Origin of the sequence: Nocardia arizonensis, assembly GCF_001310275.1 — a bacterium.
In the GTDB taxonomy this organism is placed as follows: domain Bacteria; phylum Actinomycetota; class Actinomycetes; order Mycobacteriales; family Mycobacteriaceae; genus Nocardia; species Nocardia arizonensis.
This window is the reverse complement of sequence record NZ_LGYZ01000049.1, coordinates 34,820-50,252: the sequence shown is the minus strand read 5'-3', so window position 1 is coordinate 50,252 and position 15,433 is coordinate 34,820. Positions and strand designations below refer to the sequence as shown.

Here is a 15,433-nt window from a genome sequence, read left to right as displayed (position 1 = left end):
GACTACCTTTCTACCGTTAGGCGATCCGATGCCCGCATCCACCGATATCTCCTGGCCGACCGCGGACGGCGCCGAGGCCGCCGTGGCACGGATCTCGCCCGCCGAGGCGTTGGCAAACTATCTCGCCGCGCAGCGCGATGTCATCATCGAGGCGGAGATCGGCGCGCGTGGCGGTGACGCGAGCGCGATCCCGGCCATCATCGTCGCGGCGCGGCGGGCCCGCAGCGCCCTGGCCGCCCATCGCGTCGCCAGGAATCGCCATCGGGACCTGCGCAGGCTGATCGAGGAACTGCGCTGGTTCGGGCTCGCGCTCGGCGCAGCCCATGACCTGGACGTGCAGGCGAGCCGCCTGCGCGCCTCCACGGGCGCGCTGCGCGCCCGATACCTGCGCGGTCCCGTCGCCGAACGCGTGGACCGCTACTTCGACTACCGCATCGATCAGGCGCGGATCGAGGGACGCGCCCTGCTGGGTTCGCGCCGCTATCTCGCGGTGGTCACCGACCTGGACACCGAGGTCGTCGCGCTTCGCAAGGGCGAAGCGGACTGGGCGGCCGTGGACCGCCGCGGTCTGCTGCTCGATGACCTGGTCGAACGGGTGGAGGACCGGATGCGCGCGGTGGCGGTGGCCCGAGGCGAGGACGCACGCGACGCCGCCGTGCATTCGGTGCGCAAGGCCGTGCGGCGCACGCGGTACTTCATCGAATCCATCGGCGACGACGAACCCGAACGCGGCGCCGCGCTGGTGGCCCTGGAATCGTTGCAGAACATGCTCGGCGAGCATCACGACGCGGTGGTCGCGAAACGGCACCTGCTGCAACTCGCCGGTGAGGCCGAGAAGGCAGGGGAGCCGAGCTTCACCTACGGGCTGCTCTACCAGCGCGAACTCGGTATCACCGACCGCTGCACCGAGTCGCTGCCGCACCTCTGCCACGGGGCCATGCGCGCGGTGCGCGCCCTCGACCACGACGCTGCCTCCGACCACGACGCCGCCCTCGACCACGACCACGACCACGCGCCGGTCGAATCGAAACGTTAGGGCAGCGGCGCCGACCAGCGCAGGATGGTGCCGCCGCCCGGCTTCGGCGCGATCTCGAAGCTCCCGCCCGCGTTCTCGGCGCGGGTCGCGAGATTGGCCAACCCGCTTCGGCGGGTGTCGGCGCCGTCGATCCCGCGACCGTTGTCGACGACCTCGATGGTGACGTCGTCGCGGATGCGCAGTTCCACCGAGAGGGTGGTGGCGTGGGCGTGCCGGACGACATTGCTCACCGACTCGCGCAGTACGGCTTCGACGTCGTCGGACAGCGGCGGCGAGAGCGCGGTGACCGGCCCGGCCAGTCGCACGGTGGTGTGCAGTCCTGATTCGGCGGTGGTGTCGACGATGATGCTGTGCAGGTACTTGCGGTAGTTCGACGAGTCGGCGGCATTGTTGCTGTGCAGGTCGAAGATGGAATGCCGAATGTCCTGCACGATGGTCTGCACGTCTTCGATGGTCGTCGCGAGCCGCGTCTTGACCTCCGGCGACTTGGCCCGTTGCGCGGTGCTCTGCAAGGACAATCCGACCGTGAACAGTCGCTGGATGACGTGGTCGTGCAGATCGCGGGCGATGCGGTCACGGTCGGACAGGACGTCGAGCTCGCGCATCCGCGCCTGGGTGTCGGCCAGCCGCAGGGCCAGTGCCGCTTGGTCGGCGATGACGCCCATCATCTGCTGTGCGGAGCTGTCCAGCGGCGGCATGTCCGCGGGGCGCAGCGCCGTCAGCACGCCGATCACCGAACCTCCCGCTCGCAGCGGCAGGATGAGCGCGGGTCCGAATTCGTCGGTCGAGTCGCCGAAGGGGTCGTATGCCAATTTCTCGACCGATACGGGATGCCCTGATCGGAACACCTCGCCGGTGTGCGTTGTGTCCACCGGGATGCGCGCGCCGACCTGAGTGCCGGATCGGCTGCCCGCCACCGCGACCACGACGAGTTCGGTGATGTCCTCGATGGGGATCTCGAGGTCCTCGGGGCGGGCGACGAAGGTGACCGCTGATTCGGTCAGTGTCAGGGTGCGCTCGATGACGACATCGAGCACCTCGCTGGATTCACTGTTGCCGAGCAGTTCGGTGGCCACGTCCCGGGTGGCTTCCAGCCAGCGCTGCCGCACGCGGCTCTGCTGGTAGAGACGCCCGTTCTCGATGGCGATACCCGCGGCGGCCGCCAATGCCTGCACGACGACTTCGTCGTCGTCGGTGAATTCCTTGCCGCCGGCCTTCTCGGTGAGGTAGAGGTTGCCGAACACCTCGTCGCGTACCTGGACCGGCACGCCGAGGAAGGTGTGCATGGGCGGATGGTTGGCGGGAAAGCCGACCGAGGAGGGATGATCGGACAGATTCGCCAGACGAATGGGTTCGGGGTGCTCGATGAGCAGGCCGAGTACGCCGTGCCCGCGCGGCAGGTCGCCGATCATGACCCGCGTGCGGTCATCGATGCCCTCGTAGACGAATTCGGCGAGTTGTTTGCCGCCTGCCTCGGTGTCGCGGACTCCCAGCGCACCGTATCCGGCGTCGACCAGTTCGATGGCGGCGTGCACGATGGTGCGCAGGGTGTTGTCCAGATCCAGGCCCGCGGTGACGACGAGCATGGCCTCGATCAGCCGATCCATCCTGTCGCGGACGTCGACTATCTGCGCAATACGGTCCTGGACCTCGATCAGCAGCTCGTGCAGCCGCAGTTGTGACAGGGTCTCGCTGACAGGGATCCGGCCGTTGCCACCAAGACCAGACCGCTGGGCCTCAATGTCCGGCATACGATCACTATACGAGAACGGAACGGTTCGGGCGGCATCGGCGTGATCACGGTTGCCGGTCGGGCCGGTCCAGTTTCGAGGCGAGTACCGCCGCCTGCGTACGGCGTTCGACGCCGAGCTTGGTCAGCAGCCGCGAGACGTAGTTCTTGACCGTTTTCTCCGCCAGGAACATCCGCGCCGCGATCTGCCGGTTGGTCAGACCTTCACCCAACAGGGACAGCAAGGTCCGTTCCTGCTGGGTCAGGGAGGCGAGCGGCCCCTTCTCGGTTTCGGCCTCCGAACGCAGCTTCGCCATGAGCGCGGCCGCGGCGCGATTGTCGAGCAGGGATTTGCCCGCACCGACCTCGCGGATGGCGCCGATGAGGTCGAGACTGGTGATGTCCTTGACCACGTAGCCGCTGGCGCCGGCGAGGATCGCGTTCAGCATGGCCTGTTCGTCGGTGAACGAGGTGAGCATCAGACACTGGAGGTCGGGGTCGGCCGACTTCAGCTCGCGGCACAATTCGATGCCGTTGCCGTCGGGCAGGCGGACGTCGAGGACCACCACATCGGGTCGCAGCGCGGGAATTCGGGCGAGGGCGTGGGAGTAGCCGTCGGCCTCGCCGATGACTTCGAGATCGGGTTCGGCGGCGATGAGGTCGCCGACTCCGCGACGGACTATTTCGTGGTCGTCGACCAGGAAGACCTTGATCATCGCCCCACTTCCTTCCGGGTTCCGCTGATGGCACTTGACATGACGGCACCGACGGCGGCGAGCCGGTCCGGCAGTACGGTCATCTCATATTCTGCACGGGTTCGGAAGATTCGGACGGCATCGGCGAGCGTCCGTTCCGGTGCGCGATCGGTATCGAGCCGAACGGCCTCGGGCCACGCGTCCCCGGTGACCGCCATATCCGCCGCGATCGCCGCCGTCGCGTCCGAGTCGCCGCCGTGGCGGGCGCCGATCCGCGCTGCGGCGACCGCGGCCGGACAGACGCATTCCAGCTCGATCGACTCCGCGGTGAGCTGCGTGGCGAGCGCACGCGCCGCGCGGCGCTCGCGGTCCTCGATCCAGCTGGCGTCGAGGATTACCGACACGCCGGACGCGAGCAGCGCGCGGGCGCGGGCGAGCAGTTCGCGATACACCCGCGCCTTGTGCGCCGGAGAGTACAGTCCCGCGCCGTAAGCTCCCGGCGCACCGTCGATTTCGTCGGCGGCGAACAGTTCCCGGCGTACCCGGTCACTTGACAGCACCGTGGCTCCGGTGGCCGCGGCGAGTTCGCCCGCCACGGTCGATTTGCCGGTGCCGGGCAGGCCGCCGACGAGCACCAGTCGAACCGCCGCGTCGGCGAGATGCTGTTCGGTGATGGCGAGGTGGCGCTGAGCTCGCTCGTCCGCGGCCTGCTCGCCCTGGTCGTAGCGGATGAGATCGACCTTGGCCCGCACCAGGGCGCGGTAGGCGAGGTAGTGGTGGACCAGCGCGTCCGGGGCCGGGTCGGCCGTGCGTCGGCGATAGTCGGCCAGCAGTGCCGCGCCGAGTTCGCCGTGGCCGCGGAATTCGAGGTCCATGGCGAGGAAGGCGATGTCGTCGAGGCGGTCGACACATCGCAGCTTGTCGTCGAAGTCGAGACAGTCCAGCACCCGGAATCCGTCGGGCAGGTCGAAGATGTCCTGGGCGAGCAGGTCACCGTGGCCGTCGACGATCATGCCGTCGGCGACGCGCCGGGTGAACAGCGGCGCCCGGCCGTCGATGAAATCCAGCGCGAGGCGCTCGATTCGCGCCAACCGGTCCGCGTCGACCGAACGTCGACCGCGCAACGGGCGGATCAGCGACAGCCAGCGTCCGCGCAGTGCCTCGGGTTCGCCTTCCGCATCGATATCGGGTCCGCGCCGGGCCCGGTCGTGGAATCGCGCGAGCATTCCTACCAGCGAGGACAACCGGGTGTCGTCCCATGACGGGTCCGCGACGAGTGCGGACAGCCGCCGATCATCGGGCATCCGGCGCATGACCAGAACCGGTTCCGACGATCGCGAGGTCGGATCGACCAGGTGGGCGATGCCTAGGTAGACGTCCGGGGCCATGCGGCGGTTGAGTTCGAGTTCTCGCGCACAGGCGCGTTCGCGCAGTTCCTGAGTGCTGAAGTCGAGGAAGTCGGTGGCGATCGGCTTCTTCACCTTGAAGGCGCGATCACCGCACAAGGTTACGATCCCGGTGTGCGTTTCGTGAATCCGGGCGGGCGCGGAAGCGGGGACCGACACGTCACGCGCCTTCGGCGGTGGGTCCGGCGAGGGTGAGCCCCGCGGTGGAGCCGCCGTCGAGCACGAATTCCGACCCGGTGGAGTAGGTCGCCTCCTCGACGATGAAGCGCACCATCGCGGCGACCTCCTCCGGTTCGCCGAACCGGGCCAGCGGTTGCCCGCCGGTCATATTCGGGTCGAGTCCGGCGGTCATGGGCGTGCGAATCGGGCCGGGGTGTACCGAGCAGACGCGGACACCGGCGTCGCCGAGTTCGAGCGCGGCGGCCTTCGTCAGTCCGCGCAGACCCCATTTGCTCGCGACATAGCCCGCGATGCCGGAATATCCGGTCAGACCCGCGGTCGAGGAGATGTTGACGATGACGCCGTCGCCCGCGGCTCGCAAACGCGGTGCGGCGTGGTGCATTCCGAGCCACGGCCCGACCAGGTTCACGTCCAGCACGTGCCGGAACATGGCCGGGGCCTCCGACTCGATGCCGCCGAAATCGACGATGCCGGCGTTGTTGACCAGGACCGCCAACGGTCCGTAGGTCGCCTCGGCGTCGTCGAGGACATGGCGCCACTGGTCTTCGTCGGACACGTCGAGGTGACAGAACATGGCCCTCGGACCCAATTCCCCCGCGGTGGTCTTGCCTTCCCGGTCGAGCAGATCCGCGACGACCACGCCCATGCCTGCCTCGACGAGTGCCCGTGCGACGGCCGCGCCGATTCCGCGCGCCCCGCCCGTCACAACGGCGCTGCGGCCGTGGAGATCCGACATCATGACCAACCCCTTTTCCTCCATCGTGGATGTCCCAACGATCGCTCACCCGGTGTCGCGGTGGTCACGGCCGAAAGTCCTCGATCTCGAGGGTCGTCCGGTTCGTCTTGCCGCGCGTCGCGCCGACGGTCGTACCGATGCCATGCGGCCGGTCGCCGAATGACTTTTTTCCCTGCCGACGCGGGCGCGCGGCGGCGATGCTCGAAACCATCGGATAACCCGCGTGCAGGTAGGAGAGCGACCATGTCCGGCGCTACAACGATCTCGTTCCAGCGGTGGTGGTCGCACTCACCGCGGCACTGGTGGCTTCGGCCGTGGAATCCGAATCCGCTGATGCGCGTCTGCGAACGCGTCGAGGGCGCGATGGTGATCCTCGCGGCGCTCGCGGTGCTGTTGTCGATACCGGTCGCCGCGGCCGTCGGGACCGCGGTCTATTCCGCCGAAGCGGCGTCGATCCGTGTCGAACGGGCGAGCAGGACGACCGTCGACGCGGTGATCGTCGACGAGCCGCGCAAGATCATCGGTGACGAGCGGGAGGCGACCGCGCGTTGGCAGGACCGCGACCGCACGCGGACCGCCACGGTGCCGGTCGGTCGTATCGTCGCGAAAGGGGATCATGTCCCGCTCTGGATCCGCGCGGACGGTGCCGTGACGGATGCGCCGCGCAGTCCCGACGCCGCGGCGATATCCGGCGTGACGGTCGGTGTCCTCGTGATCGCCGTGACGACCGGTGGCGCAATCCTCGCCGTGCGGGGGACACGGTGGTGGACGCGGCGGCGCAACGCGCTGCGCTGGGAGCGCGAGTGGCGTCGGCTCGACGGCGCCGCACCGGCGCGGTGAACCACAAGGGCCGCGAATGACTCGGCGGAGGTCCCACCGGCCGGGGACATCGTGCTCTTACCGGTGCGCGGCGGTCGATGACAGCGTGGAATTTCGGTGACGACCAAGAAAGGATCAGAGCAGATGCGATACGGGATGTTCGATGAAAACCTCATCGAAGCCGCGCTCACGCTCGCGGTTCGGGCACCGTCGGTGTACAACACCCAGCCATGGCGATTTCGCGTCGTCGATCGCGGTCTGCGTCTGTACCTCGACCCGGCGCGCGCGCTGCCCGCCGCCGATCCCGACCAGCGCGATCTGCTCCTGAGCTGCGGAGCCGTGCTGCACCACCTGCGCGTCGCACTGGCGGCGCAGGGCTGGTCGGCGATCGTGGACCGGCTGCCCGATCCCGACGACCCCGACCACCTGGCCACTCTCGAACTGGTCCGGCATCGGCCCACGATGACCGATCTCGCGCTGTGCGCGGCCATCACCCGCCGCCGCACCGATCGCCGCCACTACACCTCCCAGCCCATACCGCCCGGCTACCTCGGTCTGGTCACCGAACGCGCCGCGGCCAACGGCGCGGTGGTGCGCCAGGTCGTGCACGAGCCGCGGCGGGCGCTGGTCGAGACGCTGTACGAGGCGGCGCGCAGGCATTCCGGGGATCAGGGGTATCAACTGGAACTCGCCGAGTGGAGCGGGCGGCACGAGAGCCTCGACGGGGTGCCGTCCATGAGCGCCCCGCCCGTCCGGGCCGGGCAGGGCATTCCGAGCCGCACCTTCGTCGCGCCCCGCATGGTGGACACCTCTCCCGAACCCGACTACGCCGAATTGCTGCTGATCGGCACCGCGGGCGACGATCGGCTGACCCGACTGCGCGCGGGCGAGGCGATCAGCGCGGTGTTGTTGACCGCAACGAACATCGGACTGTCGACCTGTCTGCTCACCGAGCCGCTCGAACTTCCCGACCTGCGGCAGCGGGTCAGGACCGCGGTGCTGGGGGACACGCTGCATCCGCAGGCCGTCATCCGCATCGGCTGGCCGGACGACACCGCGACGCTGCCGGTCGTGCCGCGGCGCGCGATCTCGGAGGTTCTCGACGGCGCCGCGCCCCCGGTGTGCGGCACGTCGTCACGCTAGGCGAATTCGGCGCGCGCGCGTCGTTCGAGACACCGCGTGACGGCGGCGAGTTCGGCGCGCAGTTCGCGCAGCGAAGCCTCGAGTTCGCTCGATTCCCCGGGCAGCTCGGCGCAATCGGGGGTGTCGACCATCGTCGCGCCATCGGTGCAGCGAATGACGAATTCGAGGAACAACAGCCGATCCCGTGTGGGATCGCTGTCGCGTATGCGCCGTGCGAGCGCGGGCAGGCACGCGGTGAGCAGCACATGGGGCCGCGGGGCGTCCGGCGCGCCGATCGTCGCATCGATGTCGACCTCCGACAGGACTCGGAACCCGTTCGCGCGCAGCGCCTCTCGCACCTCGGCGACCACGACCGGGACCGGCGCGTCGAATCGCACGGACGGCCGTGACCGCGGTGCGACGGGAACGCGGATCTCCGTCGTCAGATCCCGGGGGCGGATCGCCGCGTCGGGACCGACGAGATAGGTCTCGGTGAGCGGTCCGGCCGACCGCAGGCCCGAGGTCCGCAGCCAGTCCTCCAGTGCACGATAGGCCGCGCCGATGCGCCGGTAGTCGCCGCGGTGGATCGTGCGCGCGTAGGTCGCCGATTCGGCTTCCCGCAACGTCATACGTTCGATCGCCTCGCTCGCGTGCTCGATGGCGACCGGCAGCGCGAGCACCACCCGGATGGTGTGGGCGCCCGCGGAATCACCGTGGTAGGTGGCCGAGGGCGGACCCGTCGGCGTCAAACCCATGCGGTCGGCGACGGCGTAGAGCTCGCGCATCCCCTCGCCGATGTCCTCGCCCGCGTGCTCGGCACGAACCGCGCGGTGCAGTTCGAGCACCGTCTCCGCGACGGATTCGATGACGTCGATCGGATAGGACATGCGGCTCCAGAGTTCGGGTATCGCGCGGTGCGCTCGACGTTAACGACCGTGGCCACCGTCGCGACAGTGCCGACCGACCCGTCGGCAGGGTCATTCGGCCCATTTCGTCCCGGCGCGCGCAGCTGATGCCACTTTCCCGTGGAGCCGGGACTTTCGTCTCTGCCCCGGCCGCGCCCGACCGAGGGATGCTCGGCTTCGACAGGAGACGACCTTTGACACAGGGACGACAACGAAAGGCGGGATGATGGCCGACTACTCTGCACCGGCCCCCGGTTCGCCAGTGATGGTCGCCGTCGACCAATCGGCGAATGCCTACCAGGCGGCGGCGTGGGCGGCCGTGACGGCCGCGACGCATGGATGGCCGTTGCACATCATCACCTCGATGGGACTGCCCAATGGATACGGTCCGGGACTGACGCTGTCGGAGTCCGACGTCGAGTTCGTGACCCGCTCCGGCGAACGGATAGTGACCGAGGCCGCCCGCATAGCCCGTGAGGCCGTGCCCGGTGAGGAATTGCGGATCACCACCGAGGTGGCCTTCGAGGAGGTGCGCCCGATGCTCGTCGAACGGTCGAAATCCGCGGCGATGCTGGTCGTCGGCAGCCGCGGTCTCGGCGCGTTCCAGCGCGGTCTGCTCGGGTCGGTCAGCACCGCGGTCACCCGGCACGCGCACTGCCCGGTCGCTGTCATCCACGATATCGCGGGTCTCACCGAGGAGTGGCGGGTGCGACCGGTGCTTGTCGGCGTCGACGGCAGCGAGAACAGCAGACCGGCGATCGAATTCGCTTTCGCGGAGGCATCTCTGCGCAAGGTCGGGTTGATCGCCCTGCACGCCTGGAGCGACGCGACCGGACTCGCCGTCCCGGTCCCCGGCTGGGACTACATCCGCGAATCCGAACAGGCGCTGTTGGCCGAACAGCTCGCGGGGTTCCAGGAGCGGTATCCCGATGTCGCGGTGAAGCGGATCGTCGTCTGCGACCGGCCGGCGCGCGCCCTGCTCGACGAATCGGCCGACGCGCAACTGGTCGTGGTCGGCAGCCGCGGACGCGGCGGATTCGCGACCATGACACTCGGGTCGACGAGCAACACCCTTCTGCACTCGGTCGAGTGCCCCATGATCATCGTTCGCAGTGAGGTGACCTCGTGACCGTACATCCCGATGCCGACACCGTGCGGGCGGCGCTGGCTCTGGCCGTGCGCGCGCCCTCGGTGCACAACACCCAACCGTGGCAGTGGCGCGTGGGTGACACGACGGTGCACCTGTACGCCGACGAGGAGCGCGCACTCGGCCACACCGATCCCGACCGGCGGGATCTGCTCATCAGCTGCGGCGCGGCGCTGCACCATTTCCGGGTCGCCGCCCGCTCGTTCGGATGGCACACCGTGGTGCACCGCTTTCCCAACCGCGACGACCGCGGGCATCTGGCGGCCATCGAATTCGTCCGGGTCACCCCGACCGCGGATGTGGTCGGGCTGGCCCGCGCGATCGAGAACCGGCGCACCGACCGGCGCAAGCCGACCTCGTGGGAGGTGCCGGAAGGATTCATCTCCGCCATGTCCGCGGCGGGCGCGGACGAGGGCGCGATGGTCACCGAGATCCCCGGCGGCGGCGCCCGGGTACGGCTGGTGGAGGCGTTCCGCACGGCGGCCGCGACGCACCGGGCCGATCCGGGGTATCAGGACGAACTGGCCCGGTGGAGCGGACGCCACGCCGACTCCGAAGGCGTGCCCGCCCGTAACGCCGTCCTGGCCGCCGATCCGCTGACCCGGGAGTTCCACGCCTCCACGCTGACCGAGGCGGTCCTGCGTGATCTCGACGACGACGGCACGCTGCTGCTGGTGCACACCGGTTCCGACGACGAGCTGTCCCGGCTGCGGGCGGGCGAGGCGACCAGCGCGGTATTGCTGTCGGCCACCGTCTTCGGACTGGCGACCTGTCCGCTGACCGAACCGCTCGAATTGCCGGGCACACGGGAGCTGGTGCGGTCGGATGTGCTGTCCGACAGCGGTTTCCCGCAACTCATCGTGCGGGTGGGTTGGGCGGCGACGACCGCAACGGAGATCGCGGCCACGCCGCGTCGCGCACTGGCGGATGTCGTGCGGCCGCTGGGGTGAACGCGCGCATCCGATCGCGACCGTGTCCCCGGGGGTTTTCCCCCGGGGACACGTTTTCGGTGCGCTGTGCTCGGAACGGCCTCGCGCCCGCGATGGTGAGCGGGCGCGGCTCCTGTCACGACGGGGGGACGCTCACCGAGTCGGCGCGCGGCAGGCCGAGTTCGTCGGCGATGTCTTCGGTCCAGCCGGCGATCGCCTCCCAGTCGCGTAGGTCGCCGTAGTGGCCCCCGCCCATCAACCGGTAGAGCACACGGGTCTTCAGCGGTACGTCCGCGCTGGAGAAGCAGCCCGCGAAGGCGCGGTAGTCGCGGGGCGAGATCGAGTCGCGGACCTTCGCGACCGCGGGCGGTACGGTCCGGCCGAGCAGTCGGCCCACCGGGCCGCGCAGCGCGGGTCCGAGTCCGACGCTGAACAGCCACACCGGCCGGGTCGTGAGGGTGTCGCGGTGCGCGTGCGCGAACTCGTCGGCTTCCGGCAGCAGCGCCCGGTCGTGGACGGCGCTACCGAGGACCACGGCGTCGAAGCGTTCGAGTTCGGGTGCGTGTTCGACTTCGGCCAACTCGACCCGGGCGCCGCGCGCGGTCAGGCCGGAGGCGATGTATTCGGCGATATCCCGGGACGAACCCTGGGCGGTCGCGTACAGGACCGCGATACGAGTGTTGTCGGATTCCATGCAATTCAGCTTCGCGCCTGACACCGGAGCAGATCAGAGCCATCGTGCCCGGACCGCGGGGACGAACGGCCCCGGGCACGGCGTCATCGGGTCGCGTCCGGCCCGTCGTCGAGGCTGAGGTATTCTTCGACAGGGCGTCGGGGCGTCTGCGGGCCCGCGGCGCTGTCGTCGGCTCCTACGCGAACGACGACCTGCGGGGTGATCTGGTGGTCGATCAGCTCGGCGATGAGCCTGCGGGACGCGGGCAGTTCGGTCAGGTGGGTCAGCGCGCACGTGGCCGCGCCTTCGACCGTGCACTCGAGGAGAACGGCCGACAGAGCCTCACCGACGCTCAGCCACTGCGCGTCCGAGTCGCCGTGGGTGCTGAGCACCACCAGTTCGGCGCGATCGGTGTAGTCCTCGCGCGTCGGCGGGTGCCGCACCGTGGGGAAGGTGCGTCCGAGCGGCGTGTTGCCTGCCTCGCGGGGAGAGGCGAGCGCTTCGCGGGGAATGCCGTCGGCTGGCTTGGAGTGCCCTGTCCACCAGCTCAATTCGGCCTGATACTGCATGTCGTAGCGTTGGATGGCCGCCGAGTGCTCGGAGGCGACGGCCAGGCGCGGACGGGCGGAGTCGTCGAGGACGTCGAAGACGACATCGGGATACCGCACCAGCGAGCGCAGCGTGTGCTCGAGTTCGTTCCATCGTTGGGGTTCGCGCATCGGCAGCCGTTCGGTGCGGCGTCGCGTGATGGCCTCGGCACGGGCAACGACCTCCGCGGGCGGAGTGGTCCACCGGCGGAATGTGATGGTGGCCAGCCATTCCGGGCGCGCGGGATCGGGGACGCGGACGGTATCGGTGTGCCAGCCCGCGGCGGCGAACGCGGTGCGCGCGTGGTGCAGCATCGCGCCACAGCTGATCACGAGTTGCCGTCCCGCGGGGTCGGCCACGTCGAGCAGTCGCCGGTCGTCGCGATACAGCCGCAAGTCCGCTCCATCGAGGACCCAGCGCCAGGGCTGGGTGTTGTGCACCGACGGCGCGCGGCCTGCCGCCCGCATCGCCGCCAGCATCGTGGATCGATCGGGTAAGAGGGAGAGGTCGCTGTCGGTCATAGATCGAGTGTTCGCGGGCGACACCACTGTGACCACGGCAATTACGCCCGACCGGCGGGGACTTTTGTCACGCCGGCCACGTCGACGCCACCGGGCACGGGCGTGATCGGGGACGTCCGCACACCGTGTCGGGGACTTCCGTTGTCAGCGATGTCCGCGCCCGTGCGCGATCCTTGAGTGGTGAGCCGCGAGTACGCTGTCCACGAGCCCGAGCAGACCGGGGTCGATCCGCGCGAGCCGGTCTCGGCACTCATGCGGGACCTGCGCACGTCCCCGGACGGACTGTCCGGACGTGAGGCGGCGCGGCGTCTGCAACTCTACGGCCCCAACGAACTCCCGCGGCGCTCCGAACACCACTGGTGGATCGCGTTGGGCAGGCAGTTCGTCCACCCGCTCGCACTGCTGTTGTGGGTGGCCGCGGGGCTGGCGTTCATTTCGGGTGCGGTGCCGTTGGGCATCGCGGTGATCGCGGTCGTGATCCTCAACGCCGTGCTGGCCTTCTGGCAGGAAAGCCAGGCCGAGCACGCCGTGGCGGCGCTCGGCCGATTCCTGCCGCAGCGGGTGACGGTGGTTCGCGGCGGTCGGCGGACGCAGATAGCGGTGCCCGAGATCGTGCGGGGGGATGTCCTGGTCATCGAGGAGGGGGAACGGATCCCGGCGGACGCGCGGCTGTTCGACGGGACGGTGCAGGTCGACATGTCCGCGCTGACGGGGGAGTCGAATCCCGTGACCCGCAGCGCGGCGGCGACCGACCGCGCCGACCGGTCCGCCGACTCACCGGTATTGGTGTTCAGCGGCACGCTGTGCACCGCCGGAGCCGGGCGCGCCGTGGTGCACGGCACCGGCGTGCACACCGAACTCGGCCGCATCGCCGCACTGTCGCAACGGGTCCGTCAGGAGCCGAGTCCGCTGGAACGGCAGGTTCGGCGGGTTGCGTGGCTGATCGCGGCGGTGGCGGTCGGGGCGGGCGCGGCGTTCCTGCCGCTGGGGCTGGTCGCGGGACTGTCGCTGTCGGCTGCCTTCCTCTTCGCGATCGGCCTGCTGGTGGCCAATGTGCCCGAGGGCCTGTTGCCGACGATCACCCTCGCCCTCGCCGTCGGGGTGCGGTCCATGGCGCGCCGGGGCGCGGTGGTCCGGCGGCTGTCCGCCGTGGAGACCCTCGGCTCGACCACCACCATCTGCACCGACAAGACCGGCACGCTGACGGCCAACGACATGCGGGTGGTGACCGCGACGTCCACCGATCCGGCGATGGCGCGCGCCCTCGCGCTGTGCACGAGCGCGGACCTGGGGGAACAGGAGACCGGCGACCCGATGGAGATCGCCCTGCTGCGCTACGCCGAGTCGGAGGGCGTCGTGATCACCTCCGAACGGCGGCAGGCGCGGCGTGCGGCACTGTACCCGTTCGATCCGCAGGTGCGGATGATGTCGACGATGGACCGAGACGACGGCGGGCTTGCCGTGCACGTCAAGGGCGCACCGGAAGCCGTGCTGCCGTTGTGCGTCGCGGCATCGGACGGCGACGCCTCGACGCTGGAGCGGGCGCGCGGGCAGGTCGGCGCCCTCGCCGACCGCGGGCTGCGGGTGCTGGCGGTGGCGCGGCGTGACTGGGATGGGCCCGTCCCCGCCGATCGGGGCGCGGTCGAGACCGATCTGACCTTCATCGGTCTGGTGGCCCTGCTCGATCCGCCGCGTCCCGAGGTCGCCGACGCGGTGGCGTCGGTGCACCGCGCGGGCATTCGGGTGCACGTCATCAGCGGCGACAACGGACGCACCGCCGCCGAGATCGCCCGGCAGGTCGGGATCGGCGCCGATCGCGTGATCGACGGCGTCGAGGTCGACGCGATGTCCGACGACCGGCTCGACGCATTGCTCGCGCAACCGGGCGAGATCGTATTCGCCCGCGCGACACCGGAGGTCAAGTTGCGCATCGCCGACGCGCTGCGGGTCAACGGCGAGGTCGTGGCGATGACCGGCGACGGCGTGAACGACGCGCCCGCCCTGCGCCGCGCCGATATCGGCGTCGCGATGGGACGCGGCGGCACCGACGTGGCGCGGGAAGCCGCCACCCTTGTGCTGACCGACGACAATTTCGCGACCATCGCCGCGGGAATCGAGGAAGGCCGCCGAGTCTTCGACAATGTCCGCAAATTCGTGCTCTACATCTTCGCCCACGCCGTGCCGGAAGTCGTGCCGTTCCTGTTGTTCGCCCTGTCCGGCGGCGCGATTCCGCTACCGCTGACCGTGCTACAGATCCTCGCGATCGACCTCGGCACCGAGACGCTGCCCGCGTTGGCGCTCGGCCGCGAGACCGCCGAACCCGGTGTGATGAGCAAGCCGCCTCGTCCGCAGTCCGAAGGCGTCATCACCGGCAGACTGTTGCTGCGCGCGTGGGGGATTCTCGGTGTTGTCTCGGCCGTTCTGGTCATGGCAGGCTACTTCACCGTGCTGCTGTCCGCGGGCTGGCGTCCGGACGCGGACGTCGACACCGGTTCGGCACTGCATCACACCTATCTCCAAGCGACCACGATCACCTTCGTCGGCATCGTCGCCTGCCAGCTCGGCACGGCCTTCGCCGCGCGCACCGAATACGTCTCGCTGTCCTCGATCGGATTCTGGTCCAACCGCCTGCTGCTCGGCGGCTGCGTGTTCGAGATCGTCTTCGCGTTGGCGCTGGTCTACCTGCCGCCGTTGCAGACACTGTTCGGCACCGCCGCCCTGCCGCCGTGGATGCTGGCGCTGGTGCTCCCGTTCCCGGTGATCGTGTGGGGAATCGATGAATGGCTGCGCTATCTGCGGCGCAGGCGTGACCGACGGGGGAGCGAGCAGCCGACCGGCCCGGGGTCGCTCGCCCCGGCATCAGAGGACGATCGGCCCTGACCCGCGCGCACCCGCGCGCCCGACACTTGGACTCGGTCGGGACTTCCTGCCCGGCCGGATGCAGAAG

At 69.7% G+C, this 15,433-nt stretch carries 14 protein-coding genes; 6 read left to right on the top strand and 8 right to left on the bottom strand.

Annotated features, from left to right (window positions below; all coding sequences use genetic code 11):
• The first annotated feature begins 28 nt into the window (after positions 1 to 28).
• Positions 29 to 1,036 (top strand): CHAD domain-containing protein, encoded by a 1,008-nt coding sequence (locus APZ21_RS08260; RefSeq protein WP_054812644.1) that lies wholly within the window; start codon positions 29 to 31, stop codon positions 1,034 to 1,036.
• Here APZ21_RS08260 and APZ21_RS08255 read toward each other — a convergent pair.
• From APZ21_RS08255 to APZ21_RS33845, 5 genes are all read right to left on the bottom strand, one after another.
• Positions 1,033 to 2,787 (bottom strand): sensor histidine kinase, encoded by a 1,755-nt coding sequence (locus APZ21_RS08255; protein ID WP_054812643.1) that lies wholly within the window; start codon positions 2,785 to 2,787, stop codon positions 1,033 to 1,035. The two genes, APZ21_RS08260 and APZ21_RS08255, sit on opposite strands and share 4 nt — an antisense overlap.
• A 46-nt stretch (positions 2,788 to 2,833) precedes the next feature.
• Positions 2,834 to 3,481 carry a response regulator gene (locus APZ21_RS08250; RefSeq protein ID WP_054812642.1) on the bottom strand — a complete coding sequence of 216 codons (648 nt, stop codon included), beginning with the start codon at positions 3,479 to 3,481 and terminating at the stop codon, positions 2,834 to 2,836.
• Positions 3,478 to 4,965: a bifunctional aminoglycoside phosphotransferase/ATP-binding protein gene (locus tag APZ21_RS08245; protein ID WP_239476544.1), complete on the bottom strand. Its 1,488-nt coding sequence runs from the start codon at positions 4,963 to 4,965 to the stop codon at positions 3,478 to 3,480. Before APZ21_RS08245 ends, APZ21_RS08250 begins: the two co-directional genes overlap by 4 nt.
• Positions 4,966 to 5,026: 61 nt before the next feature.
• Positions 5,027 to 5,782, bottom strand: a complete 756-nt coding sequence (locus APZ21_RS08240; RefSeq protein ID WP_054812749.1) for an SDR family NAD(P)-dependent oxidoreductase — start codon at positions 5,780 to 5,782, stop codon at positions 5,027 to 5,029.
• A gap of 64 nt (positions 5,783 to 5,846) precedes the next feature.
• On the bottom strand, positions 5,847 to 5,993 hold the full coding sequence (locus APZ21_RS33845) for a hypothetical protein (protein ID WP_156370860.1): 147 nt from the start codon (positions 5,991 to 5,993) through the stop codon (positions 5,847 to 5,849).
• 32 nt (positions 5,994 to 6,025) lie between these two features.
• Here APZ21_RS33845 and APZ21_RS08235 point away from each other — a divergent pair, with 32 nt between their 5' ends.
• Together APZ21_RS08235 and APZ21_RS08230 are read left to right on the top strand one after the other, a co-directional pair.
• Entirely contained in the window at positions 6,026 to 6,622 is a 597-nt protein-coding gene (locus APZ21_RS08235; protein ID WP_156370858.1) for an Rv1733c family protein, read from the top strand.
• Positions 6,623 to 6,745: 123 nt separating this feature from the next.
• Positions 6,746 to 7,744, top strand: a complete 999-nt coding sequence (locus APZ21_RS08230) for an Acg family FMN-binding oxidoreductase (protein WP_054812639.1) — start codon at positions 6,746 to 6,748, stop codon at positions 7,742 to 7,744.
• Here APZ21_RS08230 and APZ21_RS08225 read toward each other — a convergent pair.
• On the bottom strand, positions 7,741 to 8,610 hold the full coding sequence (locus APZ21_RS08225) for a GyrI-like domain-containing protein (protein WP_054812638.1): 870 nt from the start codon (positions 8,608 to 8,610) through the stop codon (positions 7,741 to 7,743). The two genes, APZ21_RS08230 and APZ21_RS08225, sit on opposite strands and share 4 nt — an antisense overlap.
• A 244-nt stretch (positions 8,611 to 8,854) precedes the next feature.
• Between APZ21_RS08225 and APZ21_RS08220 the strand changes: the two genes are divergently transcribed.
• Both APZ21_RS08220 and APZ21_RS08215 read left to right on the top strand, forming a co-directional pair.
• On the top strand, positions 8,855 to 9,757 hold the full coding sequence (locus APZ21_RS08220) for a universal stress protein (RefSeq protein WP_054812748.1): 903 nt from the start codon (positions 8,855 to 8,857) through the stop codon (positions 9,755 to 9,757).
• Positions 9,754 to 10,725, top strand: coding sequence for an Acg family FMN-binding oxidoreductase (locus APZ21_RS08215; RefSeq protein WP_054812637.1), 972 nt, complete (start codon positions 9,754 to 9,756; stop codon positions 10,723 to 10,725). The genes APZ21_RS08220 and APZ21_RS08215 overlap by 4 nt, the downstream gene beginning before the upstream one ends.
• Before the next feature lie 115 nt (positions 10,726 to 10,840).
• Here APZ21_RS08215 and APZ21_RS08210 read toward each other — a convergent pair whose 3' ends face one another.
• Positions 10,841 to 11,398: a flavodoxin domain-containing protein gene (locus APZ21_RS08210; protein ID WP_054812636.1), complete on the bottom strand. Its 558-nt coding sequence runs from the start codon at positions 11,396 to 11,398 to the stop codon at positions 10,841 to 10,843.
• Between the two features lie 83 nt (positions 11,399 to 11,481).
• Positions 11,482 to 12,486, bottom strand: a complete 1,005-nt coding sequence (locus APZ21_RS08205; RefSeq protein ID WP_054812635.1) for an Acg family FMN-binding oxidoreductase — start codon at positions 12,484 to 12,486, stop codon at positions 11,482 to 11,484.
• 180 nt (positions 12,487 to 12,666) lie between these two features.
• Here APZ21_RS08205 and APZ21_RS08200 point away from each other — a divergent pair, with 180 nt between their 5' ends.
• On the top strand, positions 12,667 to 15,366 hold the full coding sequence (locus APZ21_RS08200) for a cation-translocating P-type ATPase (RefSeq protein ID WP_275426191.1): 2,700 nt from the start codon (positions 12,667 to 12,669) through the stop codon (positions 15,364 to 15,366).
• Positions 15,367 to 15,433: the final 67 nt, after the last annotated feature.